The sequence below is a fragment of the Pseudomonas sp. PDM25 genome (assembly GCF_019219045.1).
Lineage (GTDB): Bacteria > Pseudomonadota > Gammaproteobacteria > Pseudomonadales > Pseudomonadaceae > Aquipseudomonas.
In genome coordinates, this window is sequence record NZ_JAHUWL010000006.1 from 1 (window position 1) to 23,764 (window position 23,764).

The following is a 23,764-nucleotide window of genomic DNA, read 5'->3' on the forward strand; positions in this document are numbered from 1 at the left end:
AGGTTCTGCGCAGTGGGCAACCCGGCATGGATGCCGGGTTAGCCGCCCCCGGCCATGGATGGCCGATGGCGGCGGGCCCACGGAGCAGGACCGGAGCGAGGGCATGCCGAGCCACAGCGAGGCACCGTACGTCAGGGGCAAGAGCGCTTGGTTACTTGGCGCTTTTCCAAGTGACCCGCCGTAAGGGCGGCCCCCTAAGCCGCCGTTACCACAAAAATGGATATGTACCCCGACCAAAAACACAGCTCAGCTACCCGGCCGCCAACCCCTTCCCCGCCCGCTCCAGATTGCGCCACAACCACACAGGCAACACATCAGGATCAAGACTGTCGATCAGGTTCTTCAACGCCAACCCCAACTCCGTATCCCCCTCGATCACCAAACGCCGGCGAAAGAACAACGTGTCCGGATCTTCCTGACGGCTCGCCAACAACAAAAACTCGCGCCAGTTACCGCTGATGGTCACATGCGCCGTGGCGCGTTCAGCAATTCGCAATCCGTCACGCGTCAACGTCAGGAACCACGACAACCCCAGGTCCGGAATCCGCAAACACAACCAACGCCCACGCAACACTTCAAACTCGCCATCGCGCAACGGCCCGGCGAGGCAGCGATTGAGCGCCTGCTGCAACGCCAGGCGCTGCACCGCAAAAGGCACCCGGCGCACCAGCGGCAACAACCGGTCGGCGCCTTTCAACAACCACTTCTTACGATTCAACACAGGCCGACCTCCTCGACGCGCAACATGCCGGCCTGGCCATGCCAGTAGCCATTGCAACCGTCGACGAACAGCGGCGGAGTCTCGCCCAGACAAACCCGTTGATACGCCGCGATCACCTCGGCCATGCCCTGAACACGAGGGCTCAGACGCAACAGATCGGCGCCACAGGCCACCAGCCCGGTGTAATCCGCCAGCAGATTGGTCACCTCCGCTGACATCGTTTGAATACCGTTAATGGTGAACAGCGCCTGCCCTTCCTGACTGGTCAACGGCAAGCCGTCGGGGTAGTTGAGGCAGCAAAACCGGCAGTCGTCCTTGGGCAGGTTCTCCGCCCGTGCGGTGAAGCAGCGTGCGGAATAGGCCAACGGCAAATGCCCATAAGCAAAGATCTCGACTTCCGGCACCGCACGGCCCAGTTCGCGCACTTGATCGAGCACATCGCCAATCAGCGCCGCCGAGCATTCCACCGGCGGCACCCAACGGGTCATCCCGCAGTCCAGCAGTTGCGCGAGCGTATGACCGTTGTACACATTCAGCGCCGGGCCGCCCACGAACGGCAACTTGCGCTCGGCCAGGAGCTGCACCGCGCCCATGTCGTTGGCTTCCACCAACAATTGGCCGTTGTCGCACAGCCGCCGCAGGCTGGAGAGTTCGGAGGCCGCTTCGATCAGCGTCAGGCTGGAGATCACCAACTGCGCCTGGCTGCATTCCTGCAACTCGCGCCCCAGCCCCAGCCATTGATCCAGTGAAAAGGCCCGGCGTTTAGAACACACGGTTTCCCCCAGGTAAATCACATCCAGGGGCAAGGCCGACATCTCGGCGTAAAAGTTGCTGAGTTGCTCTTTGTCCCAATAAAACAGGACCGGTCCAAGGCTGAGCTTCATGTCGCCTCCCTCATTGCCATGATCGATGGTAAGCACCCAGTGTGGTCTGGCTGCCTTCGGACAAACCGGCCAGCACCTTGCGCCATTCCTCCTTGACCCGAAAACTGCCCGGCGAGCCACGATGGGCATCCAGTGCCGCGCGCCAGACGCGGGTGACTTGTTCGACATAGGCCGGGCTGCGTTGCCGGCCTTCGATTTTGACCGCCTCAACGCCAATGGCCGTCAATTCCGGCAGCAAGTCCAGGGTGTCGAGGCTGGTGGGTTCTTCCAGTGCGTGAAAGCGTTTGCCGCCGACCAGGAAGCGGCCTTTGCACAGGGTCGGGTAACCGGCGGGTTCATCAGGGGTGTAACGGTCGATCAGCACTTCACTGAGCCGTGCGCTCAAGCCGTCGGCGTCGTCGCTCCAACGCACCGCTTTGGCCGGTGAGCAAACGCCGCACAGGTTCGGCGACTCGCCGGTGATGTAGGACGACAGATGGCAACGCCCTTCGGCCATGATGCACAAGCTGCCGAAACCAAAGACTTCGATGGGCACCGGGCTGCTCGTAGCGACCTGGCGCACCTGCGCCAACGACAACACCCGCGGCAGCACCGCGCGACGAATGCCGTAGCGCTGCGCATAAAACTCCAGCGCCGCGGCATGGGTTGCCGAGCCTTGTACCGACAGGTGCAACGCCAGTTGCGGGTAACGCTGGCTGGCGTAGTTGAGTACCCCGGGGTCGGCGGCGATCAGCGCATCCACGCCGAAATCGGCGGCACGATCGACCGCCCGCTGCCAGCGTTCCCAGCCCTTGGGTTGCGGGTAGGTGTTGACCGCGACATAGAGTTTGCGTTGATGCTGGCGGATGTGAGCGACCGCCGCGTCGAACTGTTTGTCGTCCATGTTCAGCCCCGCGAAATGCCGGGCATTGGTGTCATCGCGAAAGCCGACATAAACGGCATCGGCACCTTCGCGTACCGCCGCTTTTAGCGCAGGCAGATTCCCTGCCGGGCAGACCAGTTGCATGGGTAATCCTCATGGAAAAACGCGCTGCCAGTCTAGCGAGACCGGCAGCCAGAGCCTTGACGGCAATCAATTGCGATCAATGCATCAGGTCGGCGAAGGACAGGAACATCACGTTGTCGTGCTTGAGCACTTGCTGCTCGCACTCGATCACCGCCAGCCCATCGGCCCAACACGCGGCGGTCAACATCGCCGAGCTTTGCTGAGGGTGCAGTTCCACGCTCAACTGGCCGTCAGCACCCGACGTCAGTCGAGCCCGCAGGTACTGACGACGCTTGTTGCGCTGCAACCAGTCGAACCCGGCAGGCACGGTCATTGGCACCGGCAATACGTCTTTCACGCCCTGGGCCCTGAGCAGGAACGGACGCACCACCACCAACGCGGTAATCAGCGCCGCTGAAGGATTGCCCGGCATACCGATCCACGGTTTGCCGGCCACTTCGCCGAAGGCCAGCGGTTTACCCGGCTGAATCGCCAGCCGCCAGAAATCCAGGCTGCCGAGTTCCTCGATGGCCTGTTTGAGGTGATCTTCCTCACCCACCGAGACGCCACCGGAACTCAACAACAGGTCGCATTCCGAGGACGCCAGGCTCAAGGCATGCCGGCTGGCCGCCAACTCATCGGCCATCACGCCATAGTCGTGCACCTCGACGCCCCAGCCACTCAACAACGCCGCGAGGCAGTAACGATTGCTGTTGTAAATCTGCCCCGGCGCCAACGAGTCGCCGGGCTCACGCAGTTCATTGCCGCTGCTCAGCAAGCACACTTGCAACGGGCGATAGACCTCGACCCGCGCAATGCCAGCGCCAGCCAGCAACCCCACTTCTTGCGCACGCAGGCGTTTACCGGCCTGGAGCAACAGATCTCCCCGGCGCACCTCCTCGCCTTCCTTGCGCACGTGATCGCCAACGCTTACAGGCGGAAACCAGACGCGCTCGCCGTCGATCCGGCAGCGCTCCTGCGGCACCACCGTGTCGGCACCCGGCGGCAATGGCGCGCCGGTAAAAATCTGTACCGCCTGCTGTGCTAGCAAGGGCGAGCACGCCGGATCACCCGCCGCAATTCGTCCGCCAATCGGCAAATAGCCACCGTCCGCTGGCAGGTCAGCGGCCCTGAGGGCGTAACCGTCCATGGCACTGTTGTCCCAGGCCGGCAGGTTGACCGGGGAATGAATGTCCGCCGCCAGCACCCGCCCCAAGGCTTGATCCAGACCGATCTTTTGCGCCAGGGGCGGCGGCGGTGCCTGATCCAGCAAACGGCTGATGGCCTCGTCCACCGGCATCAGATTACCGAGGTCGCACACCCGGCCGGTCATGAGCGTGTCTCGCAGGCGTCGATGGCCCGTTGCCCTTGCGGTTTCAAATGCGGGGCGAAATTGCACGGGCCGGTGCGGCTGTCCAGTTGTTCGAGCAGGATCTGGTTCCAGGCAGTTCGACACGCGCCGGGCGAGCCCGGAACGCAGCACACCAGCACGCCATTGCTCATCCCGGCCAATGCCCGTGACTGCAGGCTGGACATGCCGATTTCCGCCAGGGACACCTGGCGGAACAGTTCACCGAAGCCTTCCACGTGTTTGTCCAGCAACGGCAAAACCGCTTGCGGTGTGTTGTCGCGCGCGGTGAAGCCGGTGCCGCCGGTCATCAATATCACTTGAACCTGAGGGTCGGCGATCCAGTGAGAGACCTTGGCGCGGATCTGATAAATGTCGTCCTTGACCAGGTCACGGTCGATCAATACATGCCCGGCCGTTTGCAGCAAATCCGTCAGGGTCTGCCCCGAGGTGTCGGTGTCAAAGGTGCGCGTATCGCTGATGGTCAGCACGGCGATGTTCAGGGGTTCAAACGTGCGTTGCGCCAGATGGGCCATATCCAAGCCTTCCCGTGAATGAGGGTATGGGATAAAGCCTGAACCGGAATCCCCGGTGAGCCTATTCCTCCAAGGAGGTACCTCCACAGGGTACAAAACCTGTGGGAGCGGGCTTGCTCGCGAAAGCGGTGTGTCAGTCACCATTGATGTTGCCTGACACTCCGCCTTCGCGAGCAAGCCCGCTCCCACAGTTGATTTGCGTCGCTACATGCTTTGCACGATCGATCACGGTGCCAAACGATTTCGCTGCCAAACGCCATCGCGCAACCGGTAATCGAGACGATCATGCAAGCGGTCGGCACGGCCCTGCCAGAACTCCAGACGCTCAGGGCGCAAGCAGTAGCCGCCCCAATGCTCGGGCCGCGGCACGGTCTTGCCGGCAAAACGTTGGGTGGTTTGTAGCAACAGCGATTCAAGCTCGGCCCGATTGGCCAGTGGCCGGCTTTGCGGTGAAGCCCAGGCGCCCAGGCGACTGTCCTGTGAGCGGGAATCGAAGTACGCATCCGACAGCGTCGGGTCGAGCCTGGAGACCTGGCCTTCGATACGTATCTGACGCTCCAGCCCCGGCCAGAAAAAGGTCATGGCGGCATGTGGGTTGGCCGCCAGTTGCTGGCCTTTGTCGCTCTGGTAATTACCGAAGAATGTGAAGCCTTCATCGCTCAAACCCTTGAGCAGTAGGACCCGGGCGTGCGGGCGCCCTTCACTGTCGACCGTCGCCAACACCATGCTGTTGGCTTCGACAGGCGCGCGTTCGGTGTCGCGGGCCAGTTGCAGCCATTGCCGGAACATCGCCATCGGGTCCTCCAGCGCCGAGTCGTCTTGCAGGCCAAAAAGGGTGTAGTTGCGGCGCATCTGTGCCAGGGAAAGGGGCATGACGGTGATCTCCAAAAAGGTTCTGCCCAGTGTGCGACACACTGCGCAACAGCACCTTGATCACCATCAACACTTGGCACGCCCCACCTTATTTAAGGCGCAGACGCCGAGCCAGTTTGTGCAGGTTGCTGGGGTCGACTTCCAGAATCCGCGCGGCGCTGGCCCAGTTTTCCCCGGACAGGCTCAAGGCCTGGAGGATTTTCTTGCGCTGGTAATCATCGACCGCTTCACCCAGGGGCTGGAACGGCTCATCAGCCGTCACGTCCAAGGGACTTTCGACAACCGCGCCCTGCCCGCCCATGGCACTGTCGAGGTCCAGAATCTCAGGCTCCAGTGTCATGATCAGCGTACGACTGGTGCCGCGACTGAGTTGCTTCAACGCGGCCCGGCTGATCACATGTTCCAGCTCGCGCACGTTGCCCGGCCAACTGTAAGTCAGCAGCGCACGCTCGGCCGCCGGCGACAGACGCAAACCGCGAAGACCGAGCCGTGCCCGATTAAGTTCAAGGAAATGCCCGGCCAGCATCAACACGTCATTACCCCGCTCGCGCAGCGGCGGAATCGGCACCGGGTACACCGAGAGCCGGTGATACAGATCGGCCCGAAACAAGCCGTCGCGGATGCTGTCCGGCAGGTGTCGATTGGTCGCGGCGATGATGCGCACATCGACATGCAGCGGCTTGTCGGCGCCGAGGCGCTGGATCTCGCCGTTTTGCAGGGTACGCAGCAACTTCGCTTGCACGGCCAATGGCAATTCACCGACCTCGTCGAGAAACAGCGTGCCACCGTTGGCCGCATCGAAACGCCCGGCACGGTCACTGGTGGCGCCGGAAAACGCGCCTTTGACATGGCCGAACAATTCACTCTCTGCCAGAGACTCCGGCAACGCGGCGCAGTTGACCTGCACCAGCGGCTTATGACTGCGGCGCGACAGACGATGCAAGCGCCGGGCGAACAGCTCTTTGCCGACGCCGGTCTCGCCCAACAGCAACACCGGCAGCTCGGAATCGGCCAGCACGTCCAGTTCATTGAGCAACAGATGCAGCACCTCGCTCTGCCCGAGGATTTCGCCTTCATCAGCTGGCCTGCGCACGTCTTGAATATCGCTGCGGGACAAGCGCAGGCTGCGGTTTTCCTGCTCGAGCCGGGTGACTCGCACGGCGGCTTCGATCTGCAAGGTGCAGCGCTTGAGTTCTTCCCGCGCACGGCTGTCGAAAGTCCCGGCGTGCAGCGCATCGAGGGTGATCGCGCCCCAGATCCGCCCCTCCACGTACAGGCTCACGCCCATGCAGTCATGCACGGGCATCGGTTCGCCGGCGTGATTGTCGAGCAAGCCGTCATAGGGGTCCGGCAGGCGACTGTCGGGCTCGAACCAGGTGGGTTCGCGCGACGCCATGATCGCCGCCAGCCGCGGATGCTGGGCGATGACAAACCGACGCCCCAACGCTTCATGCACCAGCCCCACCGTCGCGACCGGCCTGAGGCTGTCGTCATCCAGACGCAGTAATCCCACGGCGCCACTGTTGAAGTATTCGCGCAAGGTCTGGACCAGTCGTTGCAACCGCACAGCATTGGGCAACTCGACAATCAGGTCGGCCGCCAGGCTTTCTCGCAGCATGGTAGTTATTACCCTCTATGGTTGGATTCACCCTAAAGCGTCCGGGTGCCTATCACCACAACTAAAAATAAAGCTCTGTTTTTCAATACGTTAAAGATGGCATGCCGGGTGCAATGAGCCTGAGGAACCGTTGAAATCCAAACAAGGAACCCCCTGATGAGCCTGACCCTACTGGAACAAAGCCTCGGCCAACTGGCTTGCGATATTCCCGGCGCCACGCGGATCTTTCACACCTTCAAACTGGACTTCTGTTGTGGCGGGCATAAAAGCCTGCGCGAAGCGGCCGCTGGCAAAGACCTCGATCCGGTGCTGATCGCCGATGCGCTGCACCGGCTGCAAGACACCGGCGAAACCCAACACGACTGGCGCAGCGAACCGTCGGAGCTGTTGATCGCCCACCTTCTGGCGCGCTATCACGCCCGCCATCGCGAGCAACTGCCGGAACTGATCCGCCTGGCCCGTCGCGTCGAGCAGGTCCACGGTGCGCGTAGCAGCTGCCCCAACGGCCTGGCCGATCTGCTGACCGACATGCAACAAGAACTCGAAGGTCACATGCTCAAGGAAGAACAAGTGCTGTTCCCGATGCTGCAACAGGGCATCGGCCCTCAGGCCGCGCCGCCGATCCAGGTGCTGCGCTTTGAACATGATCAACATGGCGAAGCCCTCGAAAAGCTGCTCGCACTGACCAACAACATCACCCCGCCGGCCGATGCCTGTAATACCTGGCGCGCCCTGTATCGTGGGCTGCTGGAGTTTCGTGATGACCTGATGCAACACATCCATCTGGAAAACAACGTGTTGTTTGTTAACGCCTTGAACCGCCGTCATTGATCGATTGTCGCTCACACCTAACCCGCGCCAGCCCACCGGTTGACGCGGGTTTTGTCTGTCAGGGACGGCGGGCGATCAACCGTGCCAATAGAACATCGCCTTGGCCAGGATCACGATCAACACCATGTGCCCGAGGATGCTGCGGCGAATCCAGCTGGCGCGGGTCGTGGTCAGGCGTGCGCTTTTGAGCCAGTACGCCAGCAGGAAGTAATGGCCGATGATGCTCAGGGCCAGGATGATTTTCAGGCTCAGCAACGTGCCAAAACTGCTGGCCAGCGGCTGACTCAATACGCCACGGTGTTGCCACGCCAGGCTGATGCCGGCGCCATACAACAGCAGCACCACGCCATGCAGCACCTTGCGCGAACGCACCGCGATCGCTTGATCGGCGCCCGTTTGCGCGGTAACCGCCACTTGCTGGCGGGCGTTGTGCCAGATCACCACCTCGAAAAACAGCGTGCCGATGAAGGCAATCGCCGCCAGTAAGTGGGTGACCAGTAAAAAGGGATATAACACTGGCAGCCTCCGTCAGTTCGCTTGCTTAGCCTGGATGGCCGTCCACCCGGGCCCGCAGCAGCATCGGCCCGTAGCGCCAGGCGTACAGCGCAAACGCCAGCGCCCAACACAGACCGGCCAGCCACAACGCAGGCAGGGGAAAGAACAGGATCAACACGACCCGGCTCAGACACGCCAGGTTGAGCAAAATGAACGCCAGGGTCATGCCCGACGGCGGCTCCAGCGCTCGGCCGGTGTGGCCCAGGCTGACCCGCGCGATCATCGCCAACACCAGGCCGCCCATGGCGCCGATGGTCAGGCAATGCACCGCCAGACTCGGATTGATCGGCGCACCGAAATGCCACAGCGCCATTGCAAGACAGGCCACCGCCAACCAGGCATACGCCAGGTACAACGACCACAGCAACGGCACGTGCCAGAGGGCGCGATCATGCCAGCGAACCAGACGCACCAGGTGCCCGGCGGCCAACACGGCGAACAACAGGCCGACCCAGAGATTGGGGTCAAGCGCAGGTCCGGCGGCATATAACAACGCCACGAGAGGAGAGCCAATCAGCAGCAGCCAATCCAGCCACGGCCAAGGGGTCACGCCATCGACCTTGCCGAGGCCACGCTGGATGAAGAACGGAATGACGCGCCCGCCGATCAACCCCATCATCGCCGCCACCAGCCAGAGGCCGGTCAGCACGCCTTGACGCTGCCAGCCTTCATGACCTTCGATGAGGCCGTACAGGGACAACCCGTCGGCCGCCGCTAACAACAACAGCACCACCGCAATCGGGTAGTTACGTTTCTGCCGCACCTTCCACAAGGTGAAACCCATGAGCGCGGCCACCGCCAGCGGGAACGCCAATTCCAGCACCGCGAGCACCGGCCACGGCGCATTGACCAGCCAGGCCACGCGCGCCAACAACCACAGCAGCGCCAGCGCGGCCAGGGGTCGCCCGCTGAGGCCGGGACGACCGGTCCAGGTCTGCACCGCCGTCAGCAAAAAGCCCGCGATGATCGCCAAGCCGAATCCGAACAGCAATTCGTGTCGATGCCAGCCCAGCCAGCCACCCGCCGGCTGCCAGCCGGACAGCGCACCACTGAAGGCGGCCAGCCAGAGTGGAATGACCAGCACTGCCAACAGGCAGCCGGCGAGGAAAAATGGCCGAAAGGCCAAACGTAACAGCGGCGCGATGGCCATCGCTTTACGGCGGTCGAGCACTTGCATAAAGCCACTCCTTTACCTTGCTGCTGACCTGACGCCAACCCACACGCGTCGAGGTAAGTCCGGGGGCAATGATCGGGTATTGGCGATCAATTGCCTTTGTCGCAGATCAAGTGTGCAAGGGGCGTGCCCTGCTGCTTTCTCGTATTCCTGTGGCGAGGGGGCTTGCCCCCGTTGGAGTGCGAAGCGCTCCCAAAACCGGTGATAGCGGGACGTCAGATAGAACGCATCAGCCGGTTTTGCGACTGCTGCGCAGCCGAACGGGGGCAAGCCCCCTCACCACAGGGGTGGTCGGTTCAGGGTACAAATGACCATTTAAGGGTTATTTGAACCCTAAACCTTGTGGTCTTTTTTACCCTGACTTTTGACACCCCCAATAAACAAGGGCCTCCAGGCATGGCCCGCGTCTTGCTCACGCTTTCAGCAATCAAAAAAACCTTGGTCCCTCTCGATCCCCAGGAGTCGTCATGAAAAAAGTCATCCAGCCGCTGGCCTGGTTTGTGGTGCTGACCTCGGTTCTGGCGGTGGCCAGCGGCGTCTCGCTGGGCCTCGTTTGACTTGATCGCTATCCCCTCCTCAATCTTCAGGATGAATTCTTATGGTGCTTCATCGTGTCCATCACCAGATTCTGCGCAGTCATCACTTGTTCGAGCCGTTGAACGAAGAACAGCTGGATGAACTGATGAGTACCAGCCACTTGTTGAGCATCGACAAGGGCGAACCGTTGTTCCGCCAGGGTGAGCCGGCAGACTCGTTCTATTTCGTGATTGCCGGTGCGGTGAAAATCTACCGCCTGACACCGGATGGGCAGGAGAAAGTGTTTGAGGTGATCGGCGATCGGCAAACCTTCGCCGAGGCGATGATGCTGATGGACACCCCGAATTATGTGGCCTCGGCCGAAGCCATCTGCCCGACTCAGCTCTATCGGATATCCAACAACACCTACATGCGCCTGCTGCAGAGCAATAGCCGGCTGACCTTTGCGTTGCTCGGCAAGCTCTGCGTTCGCCTGCATCAGCGGGTCAACGAAATCGAAACCCTGTCCCTGAAAAACGCCACCCACCGGGTCGTGCGCTATCTGCTGACGCAACTGGTGCGCCAGCAAACCGTTGACAGCCAATTCGAGCTGCCGATGGCCAAGCAATTGATTGCCGGGCATCTGTCGATCCAGCCGGAAACCTTTTCGCGGATCATCCGTCGCCTGATCGATGAAAACATCATCACCCAGGACGGCCGCCAGATCGCCATTCTCGATCGTCTGCGCCTGGAACAGTTCGAGTGAGTGCCATGCCCGTCTGTTTGTATTGCCAACATGCAAACCCCGCACAAGAAACCGAGTGCCGCCAATGCGGCATGCCCCTGCCGGCATTGGCGGCACAGGCGGGGGAACGCCGGCTGCGCCAATTCATGTGGTTCTGCATCGGCCTGACGATCTTCTGCGTGACGATGTTTTTCTGGCTGCCGCGTAGCATCTCCTGAAGCCTCACCGCAATGTTCAATCCCCCCCCCTCGCGCCTGTGAAGCACAGCCCTGTTTGGACCGGGAACAGGGTGGACCTGTGGCGAGGGGACTTGTCCCCGTTGGGTCGCGAAGCGGCCCCTCTTGATTGCGCATCGACCGCAGGGGCCTGCTGCGCAGTCCAACGGGGACAAGTCCCCTCGCCACAGGTCTACCATTTCCCCGGTGTGTTGATCACGGCTGGGTCAGCTGGCGATACAACTGCGGCAAGCGCAGGGGTAGTTGTTCGGGCTGGCGGATCAAGGTGTAGCCATTGGCGCCGAACATGTACGGCAGGTAATCCCCGGCCTCGCGGTCAATCGTGATACAGAACGGCGTCAACCCCTGGCGCCGCGCCTCCAGCACCGCTTCGCGGGTGTCTTCAACGCCGTAGCGCCCCTCATACAAATCCAGATCATTCGGTTTGCCATCCGTGAGCAGCAGCAACAGTTTGCTGCGGCGTTTGCTCTTGCCCAGCAGTTGGGTGGCGTGGCGGATGGCGGCGCCCATGCGGGTGTAATACCCCGGTTTGAGCCCTTGAATGCGACCGCGGGTGTTGTCGTCATAACGCTGGGTGAAGGACTTGAGTTCCTGCATGCGCACTTGATGACGACGCAGTGAGGAAAACCCGTACAGGGCGAAATCATCACCCAGCACCGACAGGGTTTCGCCGAACAGCAACAAGCTGTCGCGGATCACATCAATCACCCGATGCTCATCGTTCAAGTGCGCGTCGGTGGACATCGACACATCGGCCAGCAACAGGCACGCCAGGTCGCGGCGCGTCTGCCGTTGTTCCATGAAGAGACCGCGTTCCGCACACTGGCCATGCTCGCGTTCGACGTGAAAATCCAGCCAGGCCTGCATGTCCAGTTCAGACCCTTGAGGTTGCTGGCGCAGCCATTGGCGATCATTGCGCAGGTGCTCGAACTGGCGGCGCAGACGGTGCGCCGAGGCCTTCAGCCGTGGCGGCAATGACTGCGCCTCGCAGTCGCGGGGCACCATCATTTGCAGATTGACGAAGCTGTTCTGCATCTGCTGTTTGCGGTAATCCCACTCTGGCAGCTTGATGCCCTCGCCCAAGGGAATATCGTCGACATCGGCCGGTGGCAGATCCAGGTGCAGCTTGAGGCCGCCGCCCTTGCGCAGACGGGTGCGCGACAGGCTCAACTCGTCGAGGTCCTCAGCGACTCTGGCCGCGTCCGGGTCTTCACTGTCGTCTGACCAGCGATCCAGGTCGACGTGTTCGGTCCAGCTGAACAGGTTCTCCAGGCGCACGATCAACAACCCGCCGTCGCGGCTGCCTTCATCGATCCGCTTGGCGCGTTTACTTCCCCCTTTCTGCTCACCGGGCGGGGTCGTCAGCGATTCTTCCGACTCGTCACCGAGGTCGGCAGCCTGCGGGCTGGCGAGGTTTTGCGGTGGGTACAGCCACAGCGGCAGCGGCCAGGCGGCCCGTTCGCTGCGGGGGAAATGTTCGACACTGCCCGGCTCGCGTAGCGCCTGGCATAACGCTCGTTCCAGCGCCGCTTCGCCGGTGTTCAATGTGGCCGGATCCGGGCGTAGTTGCAGATGGGCATCGACCAAACGTTTGTACCGGGCACGCAACGCGGGATAGCGCCGCAACAGCTGTTGCGTCCAGCGTTGATTGTCCCGACCCCAGTGCCGCATCTGCCCGGCCTGGGCCGCCAGCAATGCAAGCCAGCGATAGAGTTCCTCGTTCAGCGCGACTTCAGGGAACACCGCCAGGCTCGACGGCAGACGCAGGTTCGCCTCGTCGCACCACGCCAAGGGCACTTGCTTGCAGGTGCCGGCGATCTGCTGCAGCACGTTGCGTCGCAACAGCAGATCACGGTCGCTGGCAGCTTCGACACCGATGCCACTGGCGCCGCCCATGGCGCGAAACAGCAGCGCCAGTGGTCGTTGCTGACTGGCCAGTTCGACCCGTGCTTCGGGGAAGTCCGGGCTGGCGCGCCGGGTGATGAAGCGATGCCAGACGCTGCCGACCCACTCTTCCAATTCGACGGTAAAGGCCATGGTCATTGCCCTTTTTGTAAAGCAAAAAAACGGCCCGCTGTATCAGCCGGGCCGACCTTTTCTAGCCGTTACAGCGGCTCATGAAGGAACCACCGCAGCCGGGGCGCGCAAGGCTGCGCGGCCACGCTGCTTGAAGCTGAACAGGTAACACGCGAGCCCGGCGAAGAACCCGAGACCGGCACCCAGACGAGCCCAGAACAACACTTGCAGATGTTCCACCGTGGCCATGAATGGCAACGCGACTCCATCGACCTGCCAGCGTTGCAGGTAGACCTGCACGACACCCGCAGCAGTGAGGAACAGCGTGATCATCACCATCGACAGGGTCATCAACCAGAAGCCCCAGATTTCGTAGGTCTGCGAACGCTCGTCAGCCGCTTCACCCAACCCGCGCAATCGCGGCATGGCGTAGCTGATCAAGGTCATCACGATCATCGCGTAAGCACCGTAGAAGGCCAGGTGACCGTGAGCGGCCGTCAGTTGCGAGCCATGGGTGTAGAAGTTGACCGGTGCCAGGGTGTGCAGAAAACCCCAGACGCCTGCACCGAAGAACGCGGTGACCGTAGTACCCTTGGCCCACAGCGTGGCGGCGCGGTTCGGGTGTTGCCGGCGACGGTTCTTCACCATGCTGAAAGCGAAGATCACCATGGCCAGGAACGGTAGCGGTTCGAGTGCCGAGAAGATTGAACCGACCCACAACCAGACCTCGGGCGCACCGATCCAGAAGAAGTGGTGACCGGTACCGATGATCCCGGTAATCAGCGCCATCGCGATGATCACATACAGCCATTTCTCCACGACTTCCCGGTCTACACCGGTGATCTTGATCAGGACAAAAGCGAGCATCGAACCCATGATCAGTTCCCACACGCCTTCTACCCAAAGATGCACCACCCACCACCAGTAGAACTTGTCGCGGGCCAGGTTGCCGGGGTTGTAGAAGGAGAACAGGAAGAACACCGCGAGCCCGATCAACCCGGTCATCATCACCATGCTGACGGTGGTCTTGCGACCTTTGAGCAAGGTCATGCCGATGTTGTAGAGGAAGCCCAGGCACACCACCACAATGCCCATCTTGGTGATGGTCGGCTGTTCCAGGAACTCTCGTCCCATAGTCGGCAGCAGCTCGTTGTGGGTCAGCGTGGCCAGGCCGGCATACGGCACCAGCAGGTAGCCCAGGATCGTCAGCACGCCAGCGGCGGCGAATACCCAAAACAGGATGATCGCCAGTTTCGGACTGTGCAGTTCGCGGTCGGCCTCTTCCGGAATCAGGTAGTAGGCGGCGCCCATGAACCCGAACAGCAGCCAGACGATCAGCAGGTTGGTGTGCACCATCCGCGCCACGTTGAAGGGGATGATCGGGAACAGAAAGTCCCCTATCACGTATTGCAGGCCCATGATCAAACCGAACAGCACCTGACCGAGAAACAGGATCAGGGCGAACACGAAGTACGGTTTGGCCACGGCTTGCGAGGCGAATTTCAGATGCGGATTAGCAATGCTCATCGCTTAGCCCTCCTTGTTTGGCGGCCAGCCATTGGTGTTGATGTTCGAGCTCCATTTGAGGAACTCGGCGATGTCATCCACCTCCTGGTCACTCAACTTGAACTGCGGCATCGCGCGTCGGCCCGGTACGCCCAGTGGCTGCATTTTCATCCAGGCATGCAGAAAGGGTTTGAAGCCCGCCTCCCCACCGCGCCGCTGGAACACGTTGCCCAGCTCAGGCGCGAAGTAGGCGCCCTCGCCCAGCAGCGTATGGCAGCCGATGCAATTGTTTTGCTCCCAGACCAACTTGCCGCGCACCACTGATTCGGTTAGCTGCGCTTCATTGCTGCGGGCCGGAAAGGTCTGTTCCGTGTGATAGGTCAAGGCCAGGAATATCAGGAAGAAGAAGATGCTTCCCCCGAAGTAGATATTCCTGGCCATGCCTTTGGTGAAGGTCTCTGACATGGTCGCTTCCTCTTTGCTTGGCCCGTCCATGATAGGAAGCGAAGGGTTGAAACCTGCTTGATGGCGATCAAGAAAGGCAGATGGTTTTGGTCGGGTATTGCCGACGACGCAAATCAAATGTGGGAGCGGGCTTGCTCGCGAAGGCGGTGTGTCAGTCGCAATTGATGTGCCTGACACACCGCCTTCGCGAGCAAGCCCGCTCCCACATGAGTATTCCTTCAGCGGAACGACATCAGTGTCATCCCGATCACCACCGCCAACACCAACGCCCAGCTCAACATCAACCGGCGCCACAGTCGCGGCGCGTGGCGCATCTCCATGAAGCCGTCGGTGATCAGCCATGCCTTGCCCACCGCCACCAGCAAGATGGCCATCGTCAGCAGCGATGTCGCGCCAACGTGGGCCAACGCCACCGTGCACACACTTAACGTGGCAAGCGCCGCCCAACAGACGAGCAATACCCTGGAAACAGACATGAGAACCTCGTCAACTCAGCACGTAGACCAGCGGAAACAGCATGACCCAGATCAGATCGACCATGTGCCAATACAACACGCCGGATTCAAACCCGCTGCGCGTGTTGGCGTCGTACAGGCCACGGCGACAGCGCTCGGCCAGCCACCCGAGAATGACCATGCCGAGCACTACATGCAGAAAATGAAAACCGGTGAGAATCCAGTAGAGGGTGAAAAAGGTGTTGTGCTCCATGCCCAGCCCCGAGGCCAGCAAGTGCCGGTATTCCGTGAGTTTCAACACCACGTAGACACTGGCAGCGAGCAACGCCATCAGCAGGAAGACGGCGCCGTGGCGGGACCGGGAGCGCCTGACTTGCTCCTGCGCCAGCGCGGCGAACAGGCCCGCGGTGAGCAGGCTCAGGGTCATCGCCAACCCGGTGGAGGTGTTCAGCATTAGACGGCTTTCACTGAACATCTGCGGCTTGAGCGCCTGGGTCACGGCGAACACCAGGATCAGGATGGCGAACACCGACAGCTCAGCCAGAATGAAAAACCACATCGCCAGATCGCCTGGCAAGTGGCGTTGCGAAACGCCCGTGGACTCAGCCGAAGTGGACATCAACCACGTCCATCAGCGCGGCAACGGTCAGCGGATCGTCGCTCAGCGGCTCGGCCAGGCAGGCCATGCACGCCTCACGCGGACTCATGCCGGAGCGGATCATCCGCGCCGTGAAAATCAACAGTCGCGTTGAGGCGACCTCCTCCAGATCATGCTGATCGAGCCGGCGCAGCGCCTGCCCCAGCCGCACCACTTGCGCCGCCAGTGCGGTGTCCACCTGCGCTTCCCGGGCAACGATACGTTCCTCATCGGCCACCGGCGGGTAGCCGAAACGCATCGCCACAAAGCGTTGGCGGGTGCTGGGCTTCATGCCTTTGAGCAGGTTCTGGTAACCGGGGTTGTAAGACACCACGAGCATGAAGGACGGCGGCGCTTTCAATACTTCGCCGGTGCGTTCCAAGAACAGTTCACGACGATCATCGGCCAACGGGTGCAACACCACCACGGTGTCCTGACGCGCCTCGACCACTTCGTCGAGGTAACAAATGCCTCCTTCACGCACCGCGCGGGTCAGCGGTCCGTCCTGCCACCAGGTGCCCTGGGCACCGATCAGGTGACGGCCAATCAGGTCGGCCGCGCTCAGATCGTCATGGCACGCCACGGTGTACAGCGGCAGTTTCAGCCGATGGGCCATGTGCTGGACGAAACGGGTCTTGCCGCAGCCGGTCGGGCCTTTGATCAGCACCGGCATGCCGTGTCGCCAGGCTTGTTCGAACAGCACCTCCTCATTATTCAGCGGTTGGTAGAAGGGTTCGGTCGGATGTTCGCAAGACTGGGTACGGTCCATGGGCTGTCTGTTCCAAAAGCGGATTCAACGAACACGCTACGGGCCCCTGCGACAACCTGGCAAGTGAGATGGCCGGCAAACTTGATCGTCGTCAAGCGAACATTGGCCTGCTCGGGCATAGCCTTGCACGGCACTAAGAACCTGCGTTCTGCGCTGCCGTTTCAGCACATCGCAAAGGTCTTGCCTGAGGAGAAATGGAATGCTGATCAGCAATAGAAAAACGTTTGCCCTGACCCTCGCCACATTGTGTTCGTCACTGGCCCTGGCGGTGAGTCATACCGCCAGCGCTGAAGAGCCCGCCGTCGCGGCCACCCCGCCCATGGTCAAAACCGCTGGTGCTCCGGACATGAGCCAGGCCGAGTTCGACTCGTCCAAGGAAATCTACTTCCAGCGCTGCGCAGGCTGCCACGGTGTGCTGCGCAAAGGGGCGACGGGCAAACCATTGACGCCAGACATCACCCAGTCGCGCGGGCAACCGTATCTGGAAGCCTTGATTACCTACGGCTCCCCGGCGGGCATGCCGAACTGGGGGACGTCCAATGCGCTGACCAAGGATCAGATCACGGTCATGGCCAAGTTCATTCAGCACACGCCGCCGACGCCACCGGAATGGGGCATGGCCGAGACGCTGAAAACCTGGAAGGTGCTGGTCAAACCCGAGGACCGTCCGAAGAAGCAGCTGAGCAAACTCAACCTGCCGAACCTTTTTTCGGTGACATTGCGCGATGACGGCAAGATCGCCCTGATCGATGGCGACAGCAAGAAGATCGTCAAACTGATCGAGACCGGTTACGCGGTGCACATCTCGCGGATCTCCGCCTCAGGTCGCTACCTGCTGGTGATTGGTCGAGACGCCCGGATCGACATGATCGACCTGTGGCCGGTCGAACCGACCAAGGTCGCCGAAATCAAAGTGGGCATCGAGGCGCGCTCGGTCGAGACCTCCAAATTCAAAGGCTACGAAGACAAGTACACCATCGCCGGTTCTTACTGGCCGCCGCAATTCACCATCATGGATGGCGAAACCCTGGAGCCGAAACAGATCGTTTCGACCCGCGGCATGACCGTCGACAAGCAGGAATACCACCCCGAACCCCGGGTCGCGGCGATCATCGCCTCCCACGAATGGCCGGAGTTCATCGTCAACGTCAAGGAAACCGGCAAGGTCATGCTGGTCAATTACCAGGACATCAAAAACCTCACCGTCACTTACATCGATGCCGCGCCCTTCTTGCATGACGGTGGCTGGGACAGCACGCACCGCTACTTCATGACCGCCGCCAACAACTCCAACAAAGTCGCCGTGATCGACTCCAAGGAGCGCAAGTTGACCGCGCTGGTGGACGTCGGCAAAACCCCTCACCCGGGTCGCGGCGCCAACTTCAACCACCCGACCTACGGCCCGGTCTGGGCCACCAGCCACCTGGGTGATGACGGCATCTCGCTGATTGGCACCGACCCGGTCAAACACCCGCAATACGCCTGGAAACAGGTCGCCTCGCTCAAGGGCCAGGGTGGCGGCTCGCTGTTTATCAAAACCCATCCCAAGTCTCACCACCTGTACGTCGACACCACCCTCAACCCGGACGCCAAGCTCAGCCAATCGGTGGCGGTGTTCAACCTCGACAAACTCGACGCCGGCTACACCGTGCTGCCCATCGCCGAATACGCCGGCATCAAGCAAGGCGCCATGCGCGTTGTGCAGCCGGAATACAACAAGGCCGGCGATGAGGTCTGGTTCTCCGTCTGGAGCGGTCAGACAGAGGAATCGGCGCTGGTAGTGATCGACGACAAAACACTGAAGCTCAAATCAGTCATAAAGGACAAACGACTGATCACACCCACCGGGAAGTTCAATGTCTACAACACCCAACACGACATCTATTGAGCTCCATCAATGCAAGGAAACACCATGAAAAATACTCTGTTCTCACTGTTCGCCCTGACTGCTGCGCTGACTGTGCAGCCGGCCATGGCCCAAGACGCGCTAGAGCTGTTCAAGAGCAAACCCTGCACCGCCTGCCACTCCATCGACACCAAGATTGTCGGCCCGGCGCTCAAGGATGTAGCGGCCAAGAACGCTAGCGTACCCGGAGCGGTGGACACCCTCGCGAGCCACATCAAGAACGGAACACAAGGCAATTGGGGCCCGATGCCAATGCCGGCCAATCCGGTGACTGAAGAAGAAGCAAAAATTCTCGCGACCTGGGTACTGACACTCAAATAACCGCCTGGAGGGCGTCACGATGGTTTATCGACACGCTGTGATTCTGGCGGCCCTCCTCCTCATTTGCGCAACCGCGGTTGCGGCGCCGGACGCCGAGCGTCAGGCGCAACTCGAACACCTGCTGACCCAGGACTGCGGCGCCTGCCATGGGCTGCACCTCACCGGTGGGCTAGGCCCGGAATTGACACGCGCGGCGCTGGCCGGCAAGTCACGGGACAGCCTGATTGCCACCGTCACCCAAGGTCGGCCCGGCACCGCGATGCCCGGTTGGGCGCCGTTGCTCAGCCCCGGTGACATCCGTTGGCTGGTCGATCTTCTCCTCCAGGGATATCCCGCCTCATGATCCGTTCAATCCTGCTGTCTGCGGCGACCGGGCTGTTGTTGTCCGCTTGCGTTCAGCCACCCTTGCGTGGCACCGGCGACTTGGGCGTGGTCGTGGAGCGCGCCACCGGTAGCGTGCAAATCATTGAAAGCGACACCCACACCGCGCTGGCCCGACTCGAGGGTTTCGGCGACCTTTCCCATGCCTCGGTGGTGTTCTCACGGGATCAGCGCTACGCCTATGTGTTCGGGCGCGACGGCGGGCTGAGCAAAATCGATTTGCTGACCCGGCGTATTGACCATCGCGTCATTCAGGGCGGCAACAGCATTGGCGGCGCCATCAGTCAGGACGGCAAGTTGATCGCCGTGTCCAACTACGTGCCCGGCGGGGTCAAGGTGTTCGATGCCGACACCCTGCAACAGGTGGCGGATATTCCGGCCACGCCCTTGGCCGATGGCAGCAAACGCTCGCGGGTGGTCGGGCTGGTCGACGCGCCGGGGCAGCGTTTTGTCTTCAGCCTGTTCGATACCGGCGAGATCTGGACCGCCGATTTCAGTCAGGGCGGCACCCCGCACATCAGCCGTTTCACCGGTATTGGCTCGCAACCCTACGACGCCCTGATCACCCCGGACGGCCGCTATTACATGACCGGGCTGTTCGGCGAAGACGGCATGGCCCAACTCGACCTCTGGCATCCCGAGCGCGGGGTACAGCGCGTCCTCGGCGACTATGGACGCGGCCAGGCGAAACTGCCGGTCTACAAGATGCCGCACCTGGAAGGCTGGGCCGTCGCCGACAACCAGGCCTTCGTACCCGCCGTTGGCCGGCATCAAGTGTTGGTGATGGATTCACGCACCTGGCAGCAGACCGCAGTCATCCCGGTCGCCGGCCAACCGATATTCGTCACCTCGCGCCCGGACGGTCGGCAGCTGTGGGTCAACTTCGCCTACCCGGACAACGATCGGGTGCAGGTCATCGACACCGAAACCCATGCCGTGGTCGCGGATCTGAAGCCAGGACCGGCGGTGCTGCACATGGAATTCACCGCGCGCGGCGACCAACTGTGGCTGTCGTTACGCGACGGCAATCAGGTTCAAGTCTGGGATCCGTACAGCCTGAAGCTGCTGAGCACCCTGCCTGCCAGTGCGCCAAGCGGCATCTTCTTCAGCAGTCGCGCGCAGAAAATGGGGTATTGAAATGAACCTTGAGCTGCTCAGCCGCCAACTCATCGACCGCTTTCAGCACGGCATGCCGCTGTGCCCGTCACCGTACAAGGAGATGGCGCGGATTATCGGTTGCCGCGAATCGCAAGTGATGGCCTGCCTGGAAGAAATGGATCAGGCCGGCACCCTCTCACGCATCGGCCCGGTGTTCGAACACAGCCGCGCCGGGGCCAGCACCCTCGCCGCCCTCGCCGTGCCCGCCGAACGCCTGCAACAGGTGGCCGAGCGCGTCAGTCAGTACCCGGAGGTCAATCACAATTACGCACGGGAGCATTTCTACAACCTGTGGTTTGTGCTGACCGCCCCTGATCGCCAACACATCGACCGCGTACTCGAAGAACTGGAGAACGACACCGGCCTCATGCCGCTGGACCTGCCGATGTTGACCGCCTACCGCATCGACCTCGGTTTTGCCCTGGGAGAACAATCATGAAGCCCGGATTGAGCCCCCAACAAGCGCTGGCGCTGCGCCGGCACCTCGAAGGCGGATTGCCGCTGGTAGCGCGCCCCTATCAGGCCCTCGCCGAACGGATAAACGCTGACGAAAACCAGGTGCTCGAACAAATGCGCCAGTGGAGCGAGCAAGGGCTGTTTCGCCGTATCGGCCTGGTGCTGCACCACCGCGCGCTGGGCTTTACCGCCAACGCCATGCTGGTACTGGATGTTCCTGATGCGCTGATTGACGAAGTCGGCCAGCGCCTGGGGCGAGCGCCCGGCATTAACCTCTGCTATCAACGGCCCCGGCGTTTGCCGCAGTGGCGATACAACCTGTTTTGCATGGTGCACGGGCGTCAACGTGACCAGGTGGAGGCGCAGATTCAGGCATTGCTTGAAGAGCATCTGCTGAGCGACCTGCCCCATCAATTGCTGTTCAGCACCCAGGTCTTCAAGCAGTGCGGCGGCCGCTTTGCGCCTTCGCGCACAGGAGCACCGACCCATGGATGACCTCGACCGTCGCCTGATCAATCGCTTGCAACTGGGCCTGCCACTGGTGCGCCACCCTTGGCGGGTATTGGCTGCCGAATTGCAGAGCAGCAGCACGGAACTGCTCGAGCGACTGCATGCCCTGCTCGCTGACGGCGTGCTCACGCGCTTCGGTCCGATGTTCGACATCGAACGCCTGGGCGGCGCCTTTACCCTCGCCGCCCTGGCGGTGCCGGAAGAACGCTTTGAAGAGGTCGCCGAGCAACTGCAGGGCCTGCCTGAAGTGGCGCACAACTATCGACGCGAACACGCCTGGAACATGTGGTTCGTGCTCGGCTGCGCGTCCGAACAAGACATTGCCGAGACGCTGCAGCGCATCGAGGCCCTGACTGGCCTGCCGCTGCTCAACCTGCCCAAAGAGGAGACCTACCATGTCGGTCTGTATTTCCCGGCCTGAAGACACCCTTATCCAGCGCCTGATCGTGTTGACCCAGGCGGGTCTGCCGTTGCTGGAAGACCCATGGGCGTGGCTCGCCGAACAGCTGGGGCTGAACATCGACGCCACCCTGGACCTGCTCAAGCGACTACAGGCCGAGGGCGCGATTCGGCGGATCGCCGCCGTGCCCAATCACTACCGACTGGGCTATCGCCACAACGGCATGACGGTCTGGGATGTGCGCGACACCGACATGCCGCGCCTCGGCGCGCTGATCGGCGCACAACCCTTCGTCAGCCACTGTTATCGCCGCCCACGCCGAGCCAACTGGCGCTACAACCTGTTCGCCATGGTGCATGGACGCAGCGGTGATGAAATCAACAGCTACCGCGAGCACCTGCGCTATCTGTTGGGTGACGCCTGTGGGGCCGACGAGATGCTGGTGAGCAGCCGCATCCTGAAGAAAACCGGCTTGCGCTTGCCGCCCGCTTCACGCTGAACACACCCGACTCAAGGAGAGTGGCATGTTGAGGATCAGCCAATACCTGCGTGCGCTGGCCGGCCAGGCGCCTGCGCCCAGAACCAGTCCACCGGGTAGCAATCGGGCGCCGGTGGTGATCTGGAACTTGCTCAGGCGCTGCAACCTGACCTGCAAACATTGCTACGCCACCTCGGCCGACAGCGTCTTTCGCGACGAACTGGATACGGCCGCCGCGCTGACTGTGATCGACGATTTGCACGATGCCGGCGTCAAAGTGTTGATTCTTTCCGGTGGCGAACCGCTGTTGCGCGAAGATCTGTTTGTGCTCAGCGCCTACGCCCGGACCAAGGGGTTCTTTGTGGCGTTGTCCACCAACGGCACACTGATCGATGAGCACAACATCGCGCAGATCAGCGCGGCGAATTTCGACTACGTCGGGATCAGCATCGATGGCCTGGAAGCCACCCATGACGCCTTCCGCCAACTCAAGGGCAGCTTCGCCCGTTCCATGCAGGCGATCCGACTCTGTCGCGAACAAGGCATTCGCGTCGGGCTGCGCACCACCCTGACCCAGGAAAACCATCCGCAGTTGCCCCAACTGCTGGCGCTGATGCGCGAGTACGACGTGCAGAAGTTTTACCTGTCGCACCTCAACTACAGCGGTCGCGGCAAACGCAGTCGCAAACTCGACGCACACCAGCAGATGAGTCGCGAGGCCATGACGCTGATCTTTGAGCGCGCCTGGGCAGACATCCAACAGGGGCGCGACAGCGATTTTGTCAGCGGCAACAACGATGCCGACGCCATTCTCCTGCTGCAATGGGCAGCCCTTCGTCTTCCCGAGCATTACCTACGCCTGGAACTCATGCTCCGTGCCTGGGGCGGCAACGCATCGGGCAGCGGCATTGCCAACATCGACAACACCGGCGAAGTGCACCCGGACACCTACTGGTGGCAGCACTCGGTGGGCAATGTCCGGCGCACGCCGTTCCGCACGTTGTGGCTGGATCAGCCGGATGCCCTGCTGCTGCGCCTGCGCGAACATCCCCGCGCCGTCGGTGGCCGTTGCGCGCAATGCCGCTGGTTGCCCATCTGCAACGGCAACACCCGCACGCGCGCCTGGGCCGAGGGTGATTTGTGGGGCCAGGACCCCGGCTGCCACCTCCGCGATGACGAAATCGGCGTGCCACCGTTGACGACCATCCCTTGCATCACCCACTGAATAGCCCGTCCGGCCAACCACCTGACAAAGACTGGGGCCGGCCAACCTGATGAAGCACC

At 61.7% G+C, this 23,764-nt stretch carries 27 protein-coding genes; 12 read left to right on the forward strand and 15 right to left on the reverse strand.

Features of this window, described 5'->3' with window-relative positions:
* Window positions 1-250: 250 nt before the first annotated feature.
* From KW848_RS12335 to norR, 7 genes are all read right to left on the reverse strand, one after another.
* Window positions 251-721 (reverse strand): SCP2 domain-containing protein, encoded by a 471-nt coding sequence (locus KW848_RS12335; protein ID WP_111450202.1) that lies wholly within the window; start codon window positions 719-721, stop codon window positions 251-253.
* Window positions 715-1,605, reverse strand: a complete 891-nt coding sequence (locus tag KW848_RS12340) for a U32 family peptidase (protein WP_218536978.1) — start codon at window positions 1,603-1,605, stop codon at window positions 715-717. The genes KW848_RS12335 and KW848_RS12340 overlap by 7 nt, the downstream gene beginning before the upstream one ends.
* A 10-nt stretch (window positions 1,606-1,615) precedes the next feature.
* A complete protein-coding gene (locus tag KW848_RS12345) occupies window positions 1,616-2,611 on the reverse strand; it encodes a peptidase U32 family protein (RefSeq protein WP_218536979.1) in 996 nt (331 codons plus the stop codon).
* A gap of 76 nt (window positions 2,612-2,687) precedes the next feature.
* Window positions 2,688-3,923, reverse strand: a complete 1,236-nt coding sequence (gene glp / locus KW848_RS12350) for a gephyrin-like molybdotransferase Glp (RefSeq protein ID WP_218536980.1) — start codon at window positions 3,921-3,923, stop codon at window positions 2,688-2,690.
* Window positions 3,920-4,474 (reverse strand): molybdenum cofactor biosynthesis protein B, encoded by a 555-nt coding sequence (gene moaB, locus KW848_RS12355; RefSeq protein WP_218536981.1) that lies wholly within the window; start codon window positions 4,472-4,474, stop codon window positions 3,920-3,922. The genes glp and moaB overlap by 4 nt, the downstream gene beginning before the upstream one ends.
* A gap of 225 nt (window positions 4,475-4,699) precedes the next feature.
* Window positions 4,700-5,347 (reverse strand): pyridoxamine 5'-phosphate oxidase, encoded by a 648-nt coding sequence (gene pdxH, locus KW848_RS12360; protein ID WP_218536982.1) that lies wholly within the window; start codon window positions 5,345-5,347, stop codon window positions 4,700-4,702.
* An 88-nt stretch (window positions 5,348-5,435) separates the two neighbouring features.
* Window positions 5,436-6,965, reverse strand: a complete 1,530-nt coding sequence (gene norR, locus KW848_RS12365) for a nitric oxide reductase transcriptional regulator NorR (RefSeq protein ID WP_111450208.1) — start codon at window positions 6,963-6,965, stop codon at window positions 5,436-5,438.
* A 156-nt stretch (window positions 6,966-7,121) separates the two neighbouring features.
* Between norR and ytfE the strand changes: the two genes are divergently transcribed.
* The gene (gene ytfE, locus KW848_RS12370; protein WP_008156268.1) at window positions 7,122-7,796 is read left to right on the forward strand and encodes an iron-sulfur cluster repair protein YtfE; all 675 of its coding nucleotides are present in this window, start codon (window positions 7,122-7,124) and stop codon (window positions 7,794-7,796) included.
* A gap of 75 nt (window positions 7,797-7,871) precedes the next feature.
* On the opposite strand, the gene KW848_RS12375 is transcribed toward ytfE, so the two are convergent.
* Window positions 7,872-8,312 (reverse strand): CopD family copper resistance protein, encoded by a 441-nt coding sequence (locus tag KW848_RS12375; protein WP_111450210.1) that lies wholly within the window; start codon window positions 8,310-8,312, stop codon window positions 7,872-7,874.
* Between the two features lie 25 nt (window positions 8,313-8,337).
* Window positions 8,338-9,528, reverse strand: coding sequence for an NnrS family protein (locus KW848_RS12380; RefSeq protein ID WP_218536983.1), 1,191 nt, complete (start codon window positions 9,526-9,528; stop codon window positions 8,338-8,340).
* A gap of 595 nt (window positions 9,529-10,123) precedes the next feature.
* On the opposite strand from KW848_RS12380, the gene KW848_RS12385 reads away from it, so the two are divergent.
* Window positions 10,124-10,807 (forward strand): Crp/Fnr family transcriptional regulator, encoded by a 684-nt coding sequence (locus KW848_RS12385; protein ID WP_218536984.1) that lies wholly within the window; start codon window positions 10,124-10,126, stop codon window positions 10,805-10,807.
* Window positions 10,804-11,004, forward strand: coding sequence for a protein DnrP (locus KW848_RS12390; protein WP_218536985.1), 201 nt, complete (start codon window positions 10,804-10,806; stop codon window positions 11,002-11,004). The genes KW848_RS12385 and KW848_RS12390 overlap by 4 nt, the downstream gene beginning before the upstream one ends.
* A gap of 213 nt (window positions 11,005-11,217) precedes the next feature.
* Here KW848_RS12390 and KW848_RS12395 read toward each other — a convergent pair whose 3' ends face one another.
* The 6 genes from KW848_RS12395 to KW848_RS12420 all read right to left on the reverse strand — a co-directional run bounded on the left by KW848_RS12395 (window position 11,218) and on the right by KW848_RS12420 (window position 16,870).
* Window positions 11,218-13,059 (reverse strand): nitric oxide reductase activation protein NorD, encoded by a 1,842-nt coding sequence (locus tag KW848_RS12395; protein ID WP_218536986.1) that lies wholly within the window; start codon window positions 13,057-13,059, stop codon window positions 11,218-11,220.
* A 78-nt stretch (window positions 13,060-13,137) separates the two neighbouring features.
* A complete protein-coding gene (locus KW848_RS12400; protein ID WP_218536987.1) occupies window positions 13,138-14,565 on the reverse strand; it encodes a cbb3-type cytochrome c oxidase subunit I in 1,428 nt (475 codons plus the stop codon).
* 3 nt (window positions 14,566-14,568) lie between these two features.
* Entirely contained in the window at window positions 14,569-15,009 is a 441-nt protein-coding gene (locus KW848_RS12405) for a cytochrome c (protein ID WP_010460184.1), read from the reverse strand.
* Window positions 15,010-15,227: 218 nt separating this feature from the next.
* Window positions 15,228-15,485: a cytochrome C oxidase subunit IV family protein gene (locus KW848_RS12410; RefSeq protein ID WP_218536988.1), complete on the reverse strand. Its 258-nt coding sequence runs from the start codon at window positions 15,483-15,485 to the stop codon at window positions 15,228-15,230.
* A 10-nt stretch (window positions 15,486-15,495) separates the two neighbouring features.
* Window positions 15,496-16,083, reverse strand: a complete 588-nt coding sequence (locus KW848_RS12415; RefSeq protein WP_218536989.1) for a cytochrome c oxidase subunit 3 family protein — start codon at window positions 16,081-16,083, stop codon at window positions 15,496-15,498.
* A complete protein-coding gene (locus KW848_RS12420) occupies window positions 16,067-16,870 on the reverse strand; it encodes a CbbQ/NirQ/NorQ/GpvN family protein (RefSeq protein ID WP_256365149.1) in 804 nt (267 codons plus the stop codon). Before KW848_RS12420 ends, KW848_RS12415 begins: the two co-directional genes overlap by 17 nt.
* A 319-nt stretch (window positions 16,871-17,189) precedes the next feature.
* On the opposite strand from KW848_RS12420, the gene nirS reads away from it, so the two are divergent.
* From nirS to nirJ, 9 genes are read left to right on the forward strand one after another with little or no spacing between them, the layout of a single operon-like run.
* Window positions 17,190-18,758, forward strand: a complete 1,569-nt coding sequence (gene nirS, locus KW848_RS12425) for a nitrite reductase (RefSeq protein ID WP_225607387.1) — start codon at window positions 17,190-17,192, stop codon at window positions 18,756-18,758.
* Between the two features lie 24 nt (window positions 18,759-18,782).
* Window positions 18,783-19,097, forward strand: coding sequence for a c-type cytochrome (locus tag KW848_RS12430; protein ID WP_218536990.1), 315 nt, complete (start codon window positions 18,783-18,785; stop codon window positions 19,095-19,097).
* A gap of 19 nt (window positions 19,098-19,116) precedes the next feature.
* Window positions 19,117-19,440 (forward strand): cytochrome c, encoded by a 324-nt coding sequence (locus KW848_RS12435; RefSeq protein WP_218536991.1) that lies wholly within the window; start codon window positions 19,117-19,119, stop codon window positions 19,438-19,440.
* Entirely contained in the window at window positions 19,437-20,615 is a 1,179-nt protein-coding gene (locus tag KW848_RS12440; RefSeq protein ID WP_218536992.1) for a cytochrome D1 domain-containing protein, read from the forward strand. The genes KW848_RS12435 and KW848_RS12440 overlap by 4 nt, the downstream gene beginning before the upstream one ends.
* A gap of 1 nt (window position 20,616) precedes the next feature.
* Entirely contained in the window at window positions 20,617-21,075 is a 459-nt protein-coding gene (locus KW848_RS12445; RefSeq protein WP_111450220.1) for an Lrp/AsnC family transcriptional regulator, read from the forward strand.
* The gene (locus tag KW848_RS12450) at window positions 21,072-21,587 is read left to right on the forward strand and encodes an AsnC family protein (RefSeq protein WP_192408273.1); all 516 of its coding nucleotides are present in this window, start codon (window positions 21,072-21,074) and stop codon (window positions 21,585-21,587) included. Before KW848_RS12445 ends, KW848_RS12450 begins: the two co-directional genes overlap by 4 nt.
* A complete protein-coding gene (locus KW848_RS12455; protein ID WP_218536993.1) occupies window positions 21,580-22,023 on the forward strand; it encodes an Lrp/AsnC family transcriptional regulator in 444 nt (147 codons plus the stop codon). Before KW848_RS12450 ends, KW848_RS12455 begins: the two co-directional genes overlap by 8 nt.
* Entirely contained in the window at window positions 21,998-22,501 is a 504-nt protein-coding gene (locus KW848_RS12460) for an Lrp/AsnC family transcriptional regulator (protein WP_218536994.1), read from the forward strand. Before KW848_RS12455 ends, KW848_RS12460 begins: the two co-directional genes overlap by 26 nt.
* A 25-nt stretch (window positions 22,502-22,526) precedes the next feature.
* A complete protein-coding gene (gene nirJ / locus KW848_RS12465; RefSeq protein WP_218536995.1) occupies window positions 22,527-23,705 on the forward strand; it encodes a heme d1 biosynthesis radical SAM protein NirJ in 1,179 nt (392 codons plus the stop codon).
* The last annotated feature ends 59 nt before the right edge of the window (window positions 23,706-23,764 follow it).